At 35.7% G+C, this 15,686-nt stretch carries 13 protein-coding genes; 3 read left to right on the top strand and 10 right to left on the bottom strand.

The window, feature by feature from the left end:
* Nucleotides 1-43: 43 nt before the first annotated feature.
* Nucleotides 44-1,855: a translation elongation factor 4 gene (gene lepA, locus ISU02_RS17545; protein WP_194703143.1), complete on the bottom strand. Its 1,812-nt coding sequence runs from the start codon at nt 1,853-1,855 to the stop codon at nt 44-46.
* Nucleotides 1,856-2,041: 186 nt separating this feature from the next.
* Here lepA and rpsT point away from each other — a divergent pair, with 186 nt between their 5' ends.
* Entirely contained in the window at nt 2,042-2,308 is a 267-nt protein-coding gene (gene rpsT / locus ISU02_RS17540) for a 30S ribosomal protein S20 (protein ID WP_194703142.1), read from the top strand.
* Nucleotides 2,309-2,493: 185 nt separating this feature from the next.
* Here rpsT and holA read toward each other — a convergent pair whose 3' ends face one another.
* From holA to ISU02_RS17510, 6 genes are all read right to left on the bottom strand, one after another.
* Nucleotides 2,494-3,507, bottom strand: coding sequence for a DNA polymerase III subunit delta (gene holA / locus ISU02_RS17535; RefSeq protein WP_194703141.1), 1,014 nt, complete (start codon nt 3,505-3,507; stop codon nt 2,494-2,496).
* 64 nt (nt 3,508-3,571) lie between these two features.
* Nucleotides 3,572-5,713 carry a ComEC/Rec2 family competence protein gene (locus ISU02_RS17530; protein WP_207736384.1) on the bottom strand — a complete coding sequence of 714 codons (2,142 nt, stop codon included), beginning with the start codon at nt 5,711-5,713 and terminating at the stop codon, nt 3,572-3,574.
* Nucleotides 5,714-5,847: 134 nt separating this feature from the next.
* Nucleotides 5,848-7,260: a hypothetical protein gene (locus ISU02_RS17525; protein WP_194703139.1), complete on the bottom strand. Its 1,413-nt coding sequence runs from the start codon at nt 7,258-7,260 to the stop codon at nt 5,848-5,850.
* Nucleotides 7,257-9,089 (bottom strand): Eco57I restriction-modification methylase domain-containing protein, encoded by a 1,833-nt coding sequence (locus tag ISU02_RS17520; RefSeq protein WP_194703138.1) that lies wholly within the window; start codon nt 9,087-9,089, stop codon nt 7,257-7,259. Before ISU02_RS17520 ends, ISU02_RS17525 begins: the two co-directional genes overlap by 4 nt.
* Nucleotides 9,090-9,180: 91 nt before the next feature.
* On the bottom strand, nt 9,181-9,588 hold the full coding sequence (locus ISU02_RS17515) for a hypothetical protein (protein ID WP_194703137.1): 408 nt from the start codon (nt 9,586-9,588) through the stop codon (nt 9,181-9,183).
* A 114-nt stretch (nt 9,589-9,702) separates the two neighbouring features.
* The gene (locus tag ISU02_RS17510) at nt 9,703-10,584 is read right to left on the bottom strand and encodes a hypothetical protein (RefSeq protein ID WP_194703136.1); all 882 of its coding nucleotides are present in this window, start codon (nt 10,582-10,584) and stop codon (nt 9,703-9,705) included.
* 107 nt (nt 10,585-10,691) lie between these two features.
* On the opposite strand from ISU02_RS17510, the gene ISU02_RS17505 reads away from it, so the two are divergent.
* Nucleotides 10,692-11,918, top strand: coding sequence for an alanyl-tRNA editing protein (locus ISU02_RS17505; RefSeq protein WP_194703135.1), 1,227 nt, complete (start codon nt 10,692-10,694; stop codon nt 11,916-11,918).
* Nucleotides 11,919-12,203: 285 nt separating this feature from the next.
* On the opposite strand, the gene ISU02_RS17500 is transcribed toward ISU02_RS17505, so the two are convergent.
* A complete protein-coding gene (locus ISU02_RS17500; RefSeq protein ID WP_194703134.1) occupies nt 12,204-13,115 on the bottom strand; it encodes an alpha/beta fold hydrolase in 912 nt (303 codons plus the stop codon).
* Between the two features lie 286 nt (nt 13,116-13,401).
* Here ISU02_RS17500 and plsY point away from each other — a divergent pair, with 286 nt between their 5' ends.
* Nucleotides 13,402-13,992 (top strand): glycerol-3-phosphate 1-O-acyltransferase PlsY, encoded by a 591-nt coding sequence (plsY, locus tag ISU02_RS17495; protein WP_194703133.1) that lies wholly within the window; start codon nt 13,402-13,404, stop codon nt 13,990-13,992.
* An 83-nt stretch (nt 13,993-14,075) separates the two neighbouring features.
* Here plsY and ISU02_RS17490 read toward each other — a convergent pair whose 3' ends face one another.
* Both ISU02_RS17490 and ISU02_RS17485 read right to left on the bottom strand, forming a co-directional pair.
* The gene (locus ISU02_RS17490; protein ID WP_194703132.1) at nt 14,076-14,507 is read right to left on the bottom strand and encodes a GNAT family N-acetyltransferase; all 432 of its coding nucleotides are present in this window, start codon (nt 14,505-14,507) and stop codon (nt 14,076-14,078) included.
* Between the two features lie 37 nt (nt 14,508-14,544).
* On the bottom strand, nt 14,545-15,633 hold the full coding sequence (locus ISU02_RS17485) for a M14 family metallopeptidase (RefSeq protein WP_194703131.1): 1,089 nt from the start codon (nt 15,631-15,633) through the stop codon (nt 14,545-14,547).
* Between the last annotated feature and the right edge of the window lie 53 nt (nt 15,634-15,686).

Genomic DNA, 15,686 nt, shown 5'->3' with positions numbered 1-15,686 from the left:
AAATGGGCAAAAAGGCAACCGGAAAAATCCGATTGCCTAAATCTTAATTATCATCAAATTTGAGCACTGATAAAAAGGCTTGTTGTGGCACATCCACAGAGCCAAGTTGTCTCATTTTCTTCTTACCCTCTTTTTGCTTTTCTAAAAGTTTTTTCTTACGAGAGATATCTCCCCCATAACATTTCGCAAGGACATCTTTACGCATAGCGCTAATGGTCTCTCGAGCAATTACTTTGGAACCGATTGCCGCTTGAATTGGAATGACAAACATCTGGCGTGGAATAACCTCTTTCAATCTTTCACAGATGACTCTGCCTCTGCTTTCTGCCTTGGTTTTATGGACAATCATTGAAAAAGCATCAATGTTTTCTTTATTCAGCAAAATATCCAGTTTAACCAGTTCAGACGGTCTATACTCTGAGAACTCGTAGTCGAGTGATCCATAACCCCTTGTCTTCGACTTAAGTGCATCAAAAAAGTCATAAATAACTTCATTAAGTGGCAAATCATAGTGTAAAATAACACGTTTTGGGTCCAAATAGTCCATATGAAGCATTGTGCCACGTCTGTTTTGACAGAGTTCCATAATGTTGCCGACATATTCGTTAGGGACTATGATTTTAGCTTCAACTATGGGCTCCTCCATCAATGCAATCTCAGTAATAGGCGGCAAGTTGGATGGATTTTGAATCATCATGACTTCACCGCTGTTGGTTGTGATCCTATAGATAACACTTGGTGCAGTTGCAATGATGTCGAGATCAAATTCTCTATCAATTCTCTGTTGAATAATCTCAAGATGTAGAAGCCCTAAAAATCCACATCTAAAGCCAAATCCGAGCGCTACGGAAGTCTCCGGTTCAAAGGAGAGTGCCGCATCATTGAGTTGCAATTTTTCCAGAGCATCTCTGACTTCGTCATAACTCTCGCCTTCAGCAGGATAAATACCGCAAAAGACCATGGAAGTCGCCTTCTTATAACCTGGAAGCGCTTCTGGAGTAGGCGTGATTGCACTGGTAATCGTATCCCCAACCCTGCAATCAACAACATTCTTGATACTGGCAGTCACATAGCCAACATCTCCTGCTCGAAGTTCTGGAACTGCAAGAGGACTTGGTACAGAAATGCCCACTTCCACCACATCGAATTTTTTATTAGCGGCCATCATTAAGATTTGATCGCCCTTTTTGATAGAACCTTCCATAACTCGAATATATGCCACAGCGCCTTTATAAGCATCATAATATGAATCAAAAATAAGGGCTTTAAGTGGTGCCTGTTCATCGCCATCTGGAGGCGGTACTGCTTCTACAATACGCTCTAGAACATCTTCAATGTTCAAGCCGTTCTTAGCAGAGATTTGAGGCGCATTTTCTGCGATTACGCCAATAATTTCTTCAATTTCTTCAATAATCTCATCAGGTCTTGCACTTGGCAAGTCAATCTTGTTGAGCACTGGAACGATCTCTAGGCCTTGTTCATCTGCAAGATGCACATTAGCAAGCGTCTGCGCCTCTACACCCTGAGTGGCATCCACGACTAAAATAGCACCTTCACAAGCAGCAAGAGATCTTGAAACTTCATACGTAAAGTCCACATGACCTGGCGTGTCAATTAAATTTAAAAGATATTCATGACCATCTTTTGCTCTATAGACAAGACGTGTGGTTTGTAATTTAATGGTAATACCACGTTCTCTTTCGAGATCCATACTGTCGAGTACTTGTGCCTTCATCTCCCGTTGAGTCAGCAATCCAGTCTTTTCAATGAGACGGTCAGCAAGTGTGGACTTACCATGATCAATATGTGCAATAATCGAAAAATTTCTAATATATTTTTGCCTTTCACTAGACATTTATATGCCTCCTTAACAGTGACTGTATATTCTAAACGTAAACCGTTTAAATTGCCTTCTAAAAATGTACCTAACAATTATAACATATGATGTTGGCCTTCTCAAATACATTTAAAAAAAACTTGATTTCTTGAAAACTGCGTGATAGAATAAGAATGTTGAAAAACTGCGGGGAGGTGAACATAAATGGCTAATATTAAATCAGCTAAGAAGAGAATCAGTGTTATCAGCAAAAAAACAGCTGTAAACAAATCAAGAAAATCAGCTGTCAAAACTGCTGAAAAGAGATTCTTAGAAGCATTAGCATCTGGCGATAAAAATCTTGCAGAAGAAAAATTAAGATTCTTTGAAAAGAAAATGACTCAAGCTGGCGCTAAAGGTACATTCCATAAGAATGCAGCTTCAAGAAAAGTTTCAAGATTAAGAAAAAGATTAAACGCTGCGGCTGAATAGAGTTTAACTTATATTAATTTTGAAAGTCCCCGAAAGAAGAGACCGTGTCAATTTAATATTTGATCAAATATTAAAAAGCGTACATTTATGTACGCTTTCGTCTTTTTTTGCATGCATCTCTTTTTATTCATATCCCTTTTCATTCAGTGCCGTAATTTATATTCATCAATACAGAGAATTAGGCCTTATTCAATCGTATGAATTTGAAACAGTGCCTTCTCTATCAACAAGTGTGGTGAAAGACCAGTTGATTTCATTTCTATGTCTACTGTTTCAACAATATCTACTATTTTGTGAAGCGCCTCAAAAGAATATTGATTGGCAAAATGAGCGGCTTTTTTTGCTACAAATGGATGAATCCCAAGCTTGGTTGCCACAATATTACTGGAATAACCGTTCTTAATCAAATACTTGGTTTTCAAAATATTCCTAAACTGTTGATTGATTAAATAGAATATCTTGATTTCGGGTTCACCATTCCCCACCAACTCATTTAAAATCAGCAGGCTTGTCTGTATTTTCTTTTCACTTATGGCATCTATCATTTTAAAGATATTATGCTCTATCGGAATCTCTAGATATTGATTAATGATTTGCTCTGTGATTTCGCTTTCGTTGTTCACAAGAGATTTGATGGTGTTGTCAACATCATATAGATTCTTATTGGATTCCTTATCTAAATAATTGCTCATTTCAATAAAATAATTGAGTGCATGGTTCGAAATGGGTTTGTCGTAGGATTTAAATTTCTTACTGACCCATTTAAAAAACTCCGAGTGTGTCATTTTATCTATACTGACGCAAGTACCTGCCTTCGTCATGAACTTATAAAGTTTTTTCCGCTTATCTAAGTCCTTCTCCACAAAGAGCAGGACAGTCTGCTCTGGTATGGATTTAAGAAATGCCAACAACTTAGATTCCGCTTCTTCCTTGACATTTTTGAAAAGTCCCACATTATTGACAAAAACAATCCTTTTCTCATCGAAAAAGGGCAGTGTTTCAGAAATGCTCAAAAATTGATCTACATCAAATTGTCCTTCTATCGTTGTGAAGTTTAGATCCTTATATGCATCTATCAGAAAACTCTTTTCAATCATTTTGACGATATTATCAATTAAATATTGTTCATTTCCCGTTATTAAATTCAAAGCAGCAATTTCATTGTTTTTTAATTGCTTATAGTAGGTCATAAAATCCATGAATAAAGACTCCTTCTCAAATGTTCTTATAAAATAGTAACAGCAATTTCACTAAAATGATAGTCTATTTCACAAATCTGTTGGGATTCTTCGATGGATTATTGTCTAAGTAACACTGAATCCCCTTTCCAGTTAAAATAATTTCCCCACAATTATATGTCTCATAGATTTCGATGTCCTGTTTTTTTAACAGATCTATAATACTCTTATTGGGCATCAAATATTTTTCATCGTGTGATATTATGGCATATTGGATTTGGTGTCTGTCTAAAAAAGTGGTACTCAATCCCGTTTTAGAGCCATGATGCGCAATTTTAATAAAGTCGAGATCGCTTAACACGGCCGGTAATTTTTCATATACGGCGCCACTCATATCCCCCAAGAACACACCTTTAATGGCTTCAGAATCATACCAAACTGCAATTGCATTGTCATTTGCATCATCGGCTACTGTTGGCATCAGTGTTAACTTAACACCATCCATCACAATTTCCATAGTGGATTCCACGAGAATGATCTCGGAATCCGTTTTCACAGTCTCTTTAATGACCTCAAGGGTTTCACGGTTACAATAGATTTGATTGATGTCAAAGGTTTCTGCTAGCTTTAACACACCTCCCACATGATCGTTGTGTGCATGCGATAGAATCAGAGCATCTATCTTATAAATATCTCTTTTTAAGAGCATTTGAGTTAAATCCGTATATTGGTCTCCGGTATCTATCAATATATTGACATGATCATGCCTAATCAAAGCCGAATCGCCGTGACCAACATCAAAGAAATGGACCTCCATTGCAGGAAAATGAAAGCCGCTAAGGAGCATGCTCAGAATTATTAAACTTGTAATCATGGTTCTACCTTTTTTTAAAATCAAGCCATCCGAAATTTTACAGGATTTATAGAGGCCAAAAAATAAAGTGGCTATTGCAATTATCCTAAATTGATTTGGTGTGAAAAGTTGTCCTCTGACAAGCAATTGTGGCATCTGCTTGGACAAAAATTCCACACCGTATAAACACTTCTCCATCAAAATAAACAACGGCTTCCCTAAAATAGGCATCAAAAAGAGAAAAGGAAACAACGCACTTATCATGGGTACAATGATTACATTCGGGAAAAAAGCCAATAAATTTACTTCATTAAAGTAATGGAGTTGAATGGGCAAAAAAAACACTTGAATAAAGAGAGCCAATTTCAAATTTTCCAGAAATTTATTTTTGGGCTTGTGTGAGAATCCCTTTTGATATACATAGGCAATGAGTAAGTAAGCGATAAAGGAAAGTTGATATGATACTGCCAGAACAGCATTTGGGAAAATGAACAATAAAATTAAATTTGTGAATGCAACTGCACTTATCAAATCTATTTTTCTCAAAAGAATTCTTGAAATCTCTATGTAAATCACCAAAAATACTGCTCTGCCTGCCGAGTATGAGAAGCCAATCAAGCCCCAATACATTATTAAAATCAGGATTATAAAGATGCTTTTAAAGCTTCTTGGGCCTCTGATGATTTTATATAGAAAAGCATATATTAGCCCAAAGTGCATGCCTGATATGGCAAATATATGAGAGATGCCCAATTTTCGAAAAAGGTCTTTTTCACTGAGATGTGCGTTACTCCCTAAAACAAGAGCGTTAAAGTATTCAGATACTCTCTGGGGAAAATGCGTTTCCGCATACCGTATGATCTTTATCCGATTTAGATTAAACACTGCAAACAGTAATTTTGAATCCTCTGGATTTACTTTATAACTTTTTAAATGGTACTGCCCTACAACATTCATGGCATAAAGATATTTTTGATAATCAAAACCGTAGGCATTGTGTGTACCCCTGAATTGTCTTTCATTCATATCAAGTTCTATTTCAAAACCTGTATGGCTTAAAATATCTTTTTCTAGGACACTTGCATCTATGTTTTCAGCCTCATAATAAACGCATATTTTATGCTTTAAATCATCTGGCTTAAAAATAAATGTCTCTTTCTCGCTGTTTAATGAAACCACATGCCCCTTGATTTGTTTTAAATAACGCTCTTGTTTTAAATTAGAAGGTGTTGAAAAGCGATATTCGGTCACCATTTTTATATAATGTGATTGCATGATATAGTGGACAAGCAGTGTCGATACAAGACTTAATACAACCATACTCCGTACTATCATGATCCTCATATTGCCGTTTTTCATAAATTGTTTGCACATAAAAAACTCCCATATTATTCCATATGAGCATATCATAAAATTTCTCAGATGGCAATATATGGGATGTTGTGCTTTTTTATTTTCCTTGCAGGATTTCTAAAGAGGTCTTTATAAATTCTGTATTAAACCTATTGTCAGTAGTTAATGCCCAGTTTAAACGTTATTACACAATTGAACTCTTCTTCATCTTGGCTGACAATGAGCATCTTATCTCCTTCTGGAGAGATGGAAGAATCAACGTATGTGCCTTCATATTGATAAATCATTGATTTACCATTTTGATTGATTCTGTAAATGGTATTGCCATATCCCAAGAGAAAACCTTCACTATTTTTTATATAAAGAGCATCTTGAGACAATCGTGTCAAATCATAGAAATTTTGAACTGCTTGCGTTTCAAGATTGAGCAGTGTCAACTGATTATCCGCTTCAGGTAACAAAAATATTTGTCCATTGATATCGAAATTACAGTCTTTATGAATTTGCATCCCCTTTAAAGCACTAATACTCTTTTTCTCATTTGTTTCAGGCGAATAAATGACAACTTGGTCAATTATAAAGTAATCATTCTCATTAATGCCAACAAGATAGATGAGTTGATTGTTTTCCACAGGCAACATTCTCTTAAAGAACACTTCATCCGAATTCGAAGTCAAATATGCAATATTGCGCTTATCTAACGTGACCACACCTAAGCGTTGACCGGTAAAGTCAGAGGTCATATCTCCAGTGTAAAAATAGTAAAGTCGATCGCTCTCCCTTGAAAAATTAGGATCGATTCCCTCTATTTTATCCACATAGAGTTTGCCGCTATCCGCGCCATAGCAGCTGAACGACGCCGTGTCATCCGTTGCTATAACAATAATATAGCCGCCGTCGGGTGACAAAATGCAATTCTCGTAAAATGCTTTCTCAGTGACGACAGGTGATAAGATTTTTTTCTTTTGAGTTGTAAAATCATACGTAACCAATCTGTCCGTTGAAGCTTCAACGTAGAGCATTTTATTTCCATTCTCAGAAAGTTTGATCAGTGGTATCTCATTGCTCCCCACTTTCATTTTATTCGTAATAAAAAGATAATTGCCCTCGCCATCATAGGCGTAAATACCTCTTAAATCCTCTTGGTCTATATAATAAAGTGCTCTGGTAGGACTTTCATCAAGAACGGCAAAATGCTCAATAATCATATCATTGATGGTTATCGTCGGCACTTCAAAGTCATCAAGGTTCACAAGATTGACACTGAGATCATCTAAATCCACTTCAAATTCTGAATCCTTTTGAGTCCCTTTATTGGTTTTCATAACCAAAATTTGATTGTCAATCCATCTGATATCTTTTATATACGATTCAAAACCGTGGATAAAAACTTCAGATTTTACGCGTACGACATCCTCAGAAACTTGCGGCACTTCTACGGTGCTCCGTTCAACAATTTCAACTTTAGGCTGCATTACAAAGTAGCCTAATATAAACAATCCCAACACCACCACGATTTTAAGCCATTTTTCATAGGCCTTCTTTTGCTTTTTTATGATAATCTTCATAAAAACTTCCTTCCAAATTTATTTAGCCATGTACTTTCCTCTTCACTTAAATTTAATGCCTCATAGAGGATCTTATTTATTGCATCTAACTTTTCAGCAAGTGGCAATTTCATATCATAAAATTTAGCGAGTCCCAACAGGAGTGATGGCTCATATGGAATTAATTTCAAAGGCGTTGCGTAGAGTTCAAGCGCTTCTCCTTTTCGCTTGCCCTTATAATACAAATATAGTAAAACAATATATGAATTTAGAAAAGCTGTCAATCCTTTAAGCAATTGCATTTCGGTGATTTCGTCCATAGTCATTTCTAATTTTGAAAAGATATAATAAACATCTGCAGAAGCATAAAATTGACCTTCAGAATAAGCGAAATAGTTGCTTTTAGCGCGCTGTGGCACAACAACTTTAGGTTTTTCAAACATAGTGGCTTCTCTTGGCCACGTCAGTTCATACCATTGCCTTACACCGTTTTTCACTTCACGTCTTAGCATGAGCTTATCTTTATAAGGTGCCAAAAAGGGCATTACAACTTCTTTTTGCTTAAAATATTTATCCGTATACAGAATATAAAAAGGCGTTTGCACGTCATGATCAAAATGTTTAATAGAACTGTTTTTAAAAAAAGGTTTTATGTCAGCTAAAAGAACTTGGGGAATCGCGGCTAATTCAGACGTCTTATAAACAAAGACAGGCAATCCGTTGCAACGATCAGCACCACTTACGATGCCCTGTTTAACTTCAAAGTAATCCCCCAGATGAGCACTAAAATTTTTTTTCATTTTGGTGAGCATTTGAGCTACAATCGCATCTGAAATAAAGTGAAAAGTCTTAGAATTGAAGTAGACCTCTGAAGACTTTATCGTTGCTTTCAGATTGAGATTTGCATCCAAACATGCGATCTCATGTTGTGGTATCGGTGTTAAAGTGTAGATACAGGCATGCAGTTTTTTTTCTTTAAAAATTTTTTCGTCATTGAAATCCAACATCTGAGAGATATTAAATTGCTCTTTGATAAAATTTCTAAGTTTCATAGCGCCGTCAGCCGTTAAAAAATAATTACTGGTTAAATAACATAAACTGCCATTGCGTTTTAGACATTCATAGGCCTTATAAATAAAAAAGTAAAAATAGTCCATCTTGCCTTCGTAATACTGTCTGCCAAAGTTCGATGCCTTTATGACTTCAAACAAATCTAAATTGCCTTTCTCTCCAATATAAGGCGGATTGCCGATAATTAAATCTACTTTGACGTTATCTGTTGAAATTAAACTATTGCCATTTCGAATATGATTGCTTTTTAAAGAATAGGCCTCATCTAAACAAGTCATTAAAATTTCAAGTGTTGTCTTAAAATAGTCCGTAGCTGCTTCATTGATGTCATAAGCATACAATTGATCTTCTATTAGAGTTTGCAGATGTCCAGCCATCTCTTTTTTGGACATCTCTAAGAATATCATCAGTTGAATATGAAGCTCAAGATAGGCTAATAGCAGTAAACCTGTTCCACAAGATAAGTCTAGAATAGTCAATGGCTTTAAAAATTTCAAAATGGCTCTGAGTTCACTAAGAGCTTCAAAATCAAAGCGGCATTTTGCTTTTGAATCACTTTTTTCTATGGTGTGTTCCAGATATACCTTTTTTAACAAGGCCTCTCGCTGAGCACTCCATGCGCCTTGTCGACACATGTAATCTTTGATCAACAAATAGACCATATACTTGCTGATTTTTTCAGGTGTATAAACAGTCCCTCTGGTGTATCCACTGTCTATTCCGATGACCACTCTTTCATGTAGTATGCTCGATTTCGCTTCCGTATAATTAACAAACATATCTTCCTCATTGTGAAAAGGTCATTGATAATAATATATCAATGACCTTTAATCTCTACGCTTTCACTTCTAATATTTTTTATTTACAGTTTTAATATTTTCTTCTTCTATATTTACCATAACCAATCTTTTCAACACCCTCGATCGACATTATAATCTCATCTACGAGCATATCAAAATCTCTTATAGTAATGTCAACTCCTTTTTTCTTTAGAAATTTCATAATCGTAATCAGTCGAATGTGATACGATGATGGATTCTTAAAATAAGGATGTTTTTCAATTACGCTTTTAACATTTTCTTTGTCAACACTATCAAGCTCTCTCTTATTTTCAAAATCTATTTTTGTTTCGACCTCTGACAAATACTTTTGAAGTTCAAGAGCAGGATTATCGTGCCTTTCCAGCAGCTCCTTAATATCCTTTAAAACATCATTCATCTCTAACTTTTTACTGGCGGGATATTCCTCGGCGGGAAGATCTGATAAAGCATTTAACATAGTTTTTCAACTACTCCTTTCAATTATTCACAAAGAATATTTAATAGATTATATCACCTACAATTAGGTATTATCTAAATTTTACTATTTATTGATGGTCTTTGTCAAATAAAACTAGAGCAATTCATCTAAAGTTAACATATGTGACTTCAAAAAAACAATATTTTCATCATTTAAAAGTGCTATATTTTCCATGATTGTATGGAGCATTTGCTCAGTTAAACAGAGCACGGAAAAGGTTTGTTTTGAAATTTCGATCTCGCCCACAATGTCTTCATCCCGTATGAGACTGTATAAAAATTCGTCATCTTCATCTGCTTGCAGCGAGTAAGGCAATTTTAATAAAAACGTCACAAGATCATCGTATGAACACTTATAGGCAAATACTGCTTCCTGCACGGTATAATCATCATCAATAGTGTTCTCCTCAATGGTGTCGTGTATAACGGATGCAATATTATAGAGCATTCTATTTTCTTTATTGACAAATTCCTCTATTTTTATGAGATCATTATCTATACAAAACTTGTTATACGCCTCAAAAATAGCTTTTCTAACAGCATCTTCAAAGGCGATATCAATTTCAAACACGTCCCCTATAATATAAGCTTCATGATCAGAAATCATAATTCTAGCATTGAGCAGGCCACTTTCAATAAAGAGTTCATGTCCCAGTAAAAGCGCTTCATTGGTGAAAATATCCTTTAGATAAACTTTTTCATTTTCTTTGTAAATTTTAAAAATACTCCTATGAGATTGGCTCATCTGAGTCCTGATGTCTATGGGCTCTTCCATAGCAAAAATCTCTGAAATCGTCTTGGATTGATCCATAATTTCATAGTTAAACATAAACCATTCTGCAAATCCAAGAAGGTCATCACCAGGGCATTCACTTGTAAAAATATCCTCCGCGTATTCATAGGCTTTTTTAAATTGCGGCGACACAGCAAATTCAAAGAGCAATTCATATTGCGCTTCTATTAATTGATAGTCCATTTTAGACCTCCTCTTTCTTCATATCAGATTATATTATATACTATAAAGGACTTCATAAACCATATCTTTTACAAATAAAGCATGAATTTTATTAGGAGGCAATTTTGATGAAAAAATATTTAGAAGATGCATACTGTCGTGAATTTAAATCAACCCTTGTTGAGGTTGTGCCATATGCCCAAAATCAAACCGCTCTTATTTTGAGTGAAACCTACTTTTACCCAGAAGGTGGCGGGCAACCTTCTGATATAGGTGAAATTCAGGGCATAAATATCGTCGATGTACAAATTGAAAATGAAGTTATTTACCATATCGTTGCCTTTGATGATGAGGAAAAAGCTAAAAATCTTTCAGGAGAGGTCCACTGTAAAATCGACTGGGAAAATCGTTTCGCATTAATGCAACAACATGCAGGACAACATATTCTATCTGCATCTGCCGAAAAACTTTTTGGTGCCAATACGGTTGGTTTTCATATTGGAAAAGATTACATTACCATAGACCTTGATCAAAAACTCAGCAGTCAAGATGTTTCTGCTATGGAAACTTTGGCAAATCAAGTTTTAAATCAAAATATAAGAATTATTGCACACTATCCTGATGCAGAAGCACTTTCAAAGATGCCGCTTCGCAAGCAGCCTAAAGTCACTGAAAATATCCGTGTTATCGAGGTAGAAGGATTTGATTTTTCCCCATGTGGCGGCCTGCATGTGAAAAGAACTGGTGAGATCGGTATCATCAAAGTAAAAAAAGTAGAGAATTACAAGCAAGGCATTCGAATTGAATTTGTTTGCGGTCAGTTTGCTTTGGCTGTTTTTAATGCACGCAACAACATGATCAATGATCTATCCACGCTCTTATCTGTGAAAGATAATGAAATCGTTGACTTTGTAAAACAGTTGATAGAGAATGCTAAAAAAGACAAAAAGGAAATTGACGAGCTCAAAACACAGCTTATGGCTTTGGAAATTGCCGACCTTGTTGCTGTGTTTGAAGATGTGGAAGGCATAAAAGTAATTCGACTTGAAGAAGAACAGCTCAGCATGAATGCACTTAGAACAAAAGTTCAAATGCTTTGTCAAAATCCTAATTTTATTGTTCTGGCAATGTCTATTGAAGGCGATAAATGTCATATTGTCTTATCTAAATCCAAAGATGATCCTGCAAACCTATCCAATATAGAAATGAATGCATTTTTTAAAACTTATGGCCAAATGATTGGATTAAAAGGTGGCGGCAATGCCTATATGGCACAAGGCGGAACCACACCGGATCAAGATATAAACGCCTTTTTTGAAAGCATTGAAGCAGATATTCAAAATCATATGTCTTAAACAGATCCGGTTCAAGTAGAGGTTTAAACTGTTAAACACCCTTGAACCATCCCACTTTGGGCCCTCTCTCGACGCCTCAAAACGATTTTCTCTGACGATTTTCCCGATCCGAGAAAAAATTTTGACTCAAATCTTATTGTTTTAAAAAAGAGTGATACGAATTCTCGTACCACTCTTTTCATATCCGATTTCTTCTGACACTTCATATCCATTTTAACATCGTATGACACACGATGCCTTTAAGAGAATCCATTACTTTTTTACAAATTTTTTTACAGAATTCTTTTACAGAGATTGCAACCACTCTAAAATGTCCTTATAGACAGCTTCTCTGTTGATTTCATTCAACATTTCATGCCGTCCATCTGGATACAATTTCAAAGTGGTCAAAAATCCATTTTTTTTATAATAAGCATACGTCTTTTTGACACCTTTGCCATACTCACCCACAGGATCACATACACCTGAAAAAATTAGCATTGGAAGATTGTTCTTTTGATTTTTAAAAACATCTGTATAGAGTATTCTTTGCATATTATTTAAAAACTCTATAAAAAAGCTTGCAGGATGAATTTCACCACAATATGGATCATTAATATACTTCTGCACTTGTTTTTCATCACGTGAAAGCCAATCGAAATCCGTTTTATGATCTTTTATTTTTTTGTTATATGTACCGAAAGACATGCGATTCATAAATGTGGACTTTTGATGAGTGCCAATTTTTAGGCCTTCACGTTCTGCTAAAAACTGGGCAATCTTTAACTTAAAGTGGTTCATATACCCTGTTCCTGATAGAATAACGCCATCGAGCAGATAACTGTAATCCAATATAAAATCTCTGGCTAAAAAAGACCCCATGCTATGTCCTAATAGAATAATTGGTACATCAGAGTACTCTGTTTTCGCCATTTCAACCACACGCCTTAAGTCTTCTTTCATTTTAAACCAACCATTGTCACCAAGATGTCCAAGCCGTTCTAGAGAACCCGCAGTCTTTCCATGTCCTCTATGTGAATGACCATAAACAAAGACATCATTCTCTAATAAAAAATTGGCAAAAGCATCATATCGCTCTATGGTTTCAGCCATACCATGTGATAAAACAACAATTTGAAGGGGTGTTTTATCTTCAATCCACTTATAACCTTTAACGATTGCATCTTCAAATGAGTCAAACTCAAATTCGTATCTCAAAACATTTGCCTCCCCTGCTTAAAATATATATTTTGACTTACATTATTATTATAGCACTTATAATCGTATTATAGCACTTATAACCGCTTAGCCTATCAAAAGTAAAAACTTAAATGCACCTGCCCCATGTTTTCTTTTACGAAAAGAGCATGATACAGCATGAGACAAACATTTTATGCGAAATTAACTTTTGACACTCTGACTATAAATTCCTATTTGAACTGAAATGGTTCTATGTTAAAATGAGAATGATTGTATTCAAATTTATATTTTCTGGAGGCCATTCATGCAATTTATTATTGCTATTATAAGTTATTTTGTCGGGAGTATCCCCTTTTCATATTTAATTCCCAAGTTTGTCAGCAAGATTGATATTAGACAAGTTGGCAGTGGTAATACGGGAACCACAAATGTCGTCAGAACACTTGGATTAAAAGTTGGCGTTTTAGCCTTTGTGGGAGACTTTTTCAAGGGTTTATTGCCAACACTGATTGGCTACCTGCTCTTAGGGCATACAGGGGGGCTTATAGGCGGTACTTTTGCTGTGTTGGGGCATTGTTACCCATTATGGCTAAAGTTTAAAGGCGGCAAGGGCATCGCCACTTCCGCTGGGGTTTTAGTCATACTGACACCTCATATTTTTTTAATCTTATTGGTGCTCCAATTTATAATCATATTTGCCACAAGATATATGTCATTGGCTTCCATCACGAGCGCGGTCTTATTGCCAGTACTTTGCATGCTTTTTTCGGTTCCAACAGAAATTATTATTTTTTCGGCGGGTCTGGGTGCCTTTGTCATCTACCGCCATCGTAGCAATTTAATGCGATTAATTCGCGGAGAGGAGAAAAAACTAACCATTGGTTCCAAAAAATAAAACGCTCCCGCTCGGGTAAACCGATTAAGATTTTAGTGGTTTACCCGATGTGAAACTTATGCTGTCTTAAAAAATCCTTCCTTTTAACACTTTAGCAGGCACTCGTATTGATCTGAAGTGAAATCATCGCTTTTTACAAAATGGCATTTGAAATTACATGCTTTAAAAAAATCGACTAGATGATGATCACATTCAACTTTTAAAGTCATAAAATCCCCTAAATGTGTCAATTCTTTAAGCATCATTTTGCCATATCCCTTGCCTCTTTGATCTGCTCTTACTGCAATGTGTTTGATGATTAAGAGATCATTATCAATTACAGAGCCACCTATGATGCCATACAGAGTGTCATCACATCCTAATACGTAGAAACGTCCCTGTGTTTTTGCATAAATCGACTGTGCGACATTTTGTGCTTTGCCATCCGTTGCATTGAAAATACAAGTCTTAAGTAAAGCTTTAACCTCTTGATCTTCAAATAATTGTTTATAGTCTTCAACTCTTCTAAAATTCATTTATGAGCCTTCCCTTTCTTTTCTTTAATTCACGCTTTTATAAATTAAAATATGATATCGTGTTTTGCATCAACTGATCAAAATCAGATTCGGCCTTTAACCACCAAGATGCCTCATTTGGGCAGTAGATATTGACGAATTTTTTTAAGATCTTTTCTTTTATTTTTTGTGACTCTATCTTTCCCTGCCAAATGGCATTTTCCAAAATAGTCACTCTAAGACTTTCGAACTTGTGATATAGAGAATGTCCTAAGGTCCCAAACTCTGCGCAGGTGTGGAAACAATCTCTATGATTTTGCTTGCCCATAAGGTACAGGTAATCGATTAAATCACCATGAACATCACTAATTTCCACATGGTCTAATTTTAAATTTCTCTTCCATAAAAACGGATTCAATGCATCATATGAAGAATTGATAAGTGATAATTCGTTTCTTGGACCGTAACCCGTATGCAGATCAAAATGGATCACTTGCTTAACGGAATCTTCAGTAAAGCGATGAATTAAATCGATCACGTTTTCATGTTCTGAGGTTGACTTTAATCCACCAAAGTAGATTTGTTCCGGGAACTCATATTGACCACTAAAAATAGCCTGTTTCGTATTTAAAACACCATGATCCATTATACACTTAAACAAAGTAAAATAATATCTTATAAGGCTTATTAACCGGAATTTTCCCTGCCAATCCGCATTAAGGAGCGATTTGAGTTTATAAAAATGCGCATTGTAAGGCGTAGCACCGTGAATGAAATTGCGATTTAGGTCTATATTGTGTCGATTGACCCTTCTGAAATACTTCATGCCCCAAGGGTTGATAAAATTAATTACAAGAAGTGCTGTCTTGGAAGCATTCATTTCTTTGTAGTGCTTTGTGATGACGCGATTAATCATTTCTGAGCCCACAAATCCTTCAACGCCATGCATGCCTGAGGTTAAGATTAAAAGTTTCTCTGGATGATCAGAATCGCAAATATAGGCCGATTCTGTGGTCAACAGCACATCTTCTTCAAAAGAAGTAGAGTGATGCACACAGATTCTATAATGTTCCCTGGCAACACCCACGACGCACCTAAAAGTTTCTTTTGCAGCTTCATAACTCTTCAGTGCATGAAGTTGAATCATAAAGCTAACCTCCCTTTATTTTAAAAAAATACGATTGCGTCAACAATCGTATT

This window comes from Fusibacter ferrireducens (assembly GCF_015352425.1).
GTDB classification, from domain to species: Bacteria; Bacillota; Clostridia; order Peptostreptococcales; family Acidaminobacteraceae; genus Fusibacter_A; species Fusibacter_A ferrireducens.
Note: the sequence above shows the minus strand (reverse complement) of the source record. Positions and strands in the feature narration are given on the sequence as shown.

Bases quoted from the DNA above. Each gene is read 5' to 3' on its own strand.
- lepA (WP_194703143.1), bottom strand. From the start codon at position 1,855: ATGTCTAGTGAAAGGCAAAAATATATTAGAAATTTTTCGATTATTGCA.
- rpsT (WP_194703142.1), top strand. From the start codon at position 2,042: ATGGCTAATATTAAATCAGCTAAGAAGAGAATCAGTGTTATCAGCAAA.
- holA (WP_194703141.1), bottom strand. From the start codon at position 3,507: ATGGATTTTATGACCTACTATAAGCAATTAAAAAACAATGAAATTGCT.
- ISU02_RS17530 (WP_207736384.1), bottom strand. From the start codon at position 5,713: ATGTGCAAACAATTTATGAAAAACGGCAATATGAGGATCATGATAGTA.
- ISU02_RS17525 (WP_194703139.1), bottom strand. From the start codon at position 7,260: ATGAAGATTATCATAAAAAAGCAAAAGAAGGCCTATGAAAAATGGCTT.
- ISU02_RS17520 (WP_194703138.1), bottom strand. From the start codon at position 9,089: ATGTTTGTTAATTATACGGAAGCGAAATCGAGCATACTACATGAAAGA.
- ISU02_RS17515 (WP_194703137.1), bottom strand. From the start codon at position 9,588: ATGTTAAATGCTTTATCAGATCTTCCCGCCGAGGAATATCCCGCCAGT.
- ISU02_RS17510 (WP_194703136.1), bottom strand. From the start codon at position 10,584: ATGGACTATCAATTAATAGAAGCGCAATATGAATTGCTCTTTGAATTT.
- ISU02_RS17505 (WP_194703135.1), top strand. From the start codon at position 10,692: ATGAAAAAATATTTAGAAGATGCATACTGTCGTGAATTTAAATCAACC.
- plsY (WP_194703133.1), top strand. From the start codon at position 13,402: ATGCAATTTATTATTGCTATTATAAGTTATTTTGTCGGGAGTATCCCC.
- ISU02_RS17490 (WP_194703132.1), bottom strand. From the start codon at position 14,507: ATGAATTTTAGAAGAGTTGAAGACTATAAACAATTATTTGAAGATCAA.
- ISU02_RS17485 (WP_194703131.1), bottom strand. From the start codon at position 15,633: ATGATTCAACTTCATGCACTGAAGAGTTATGAAGCTGCAAAAGAAACT.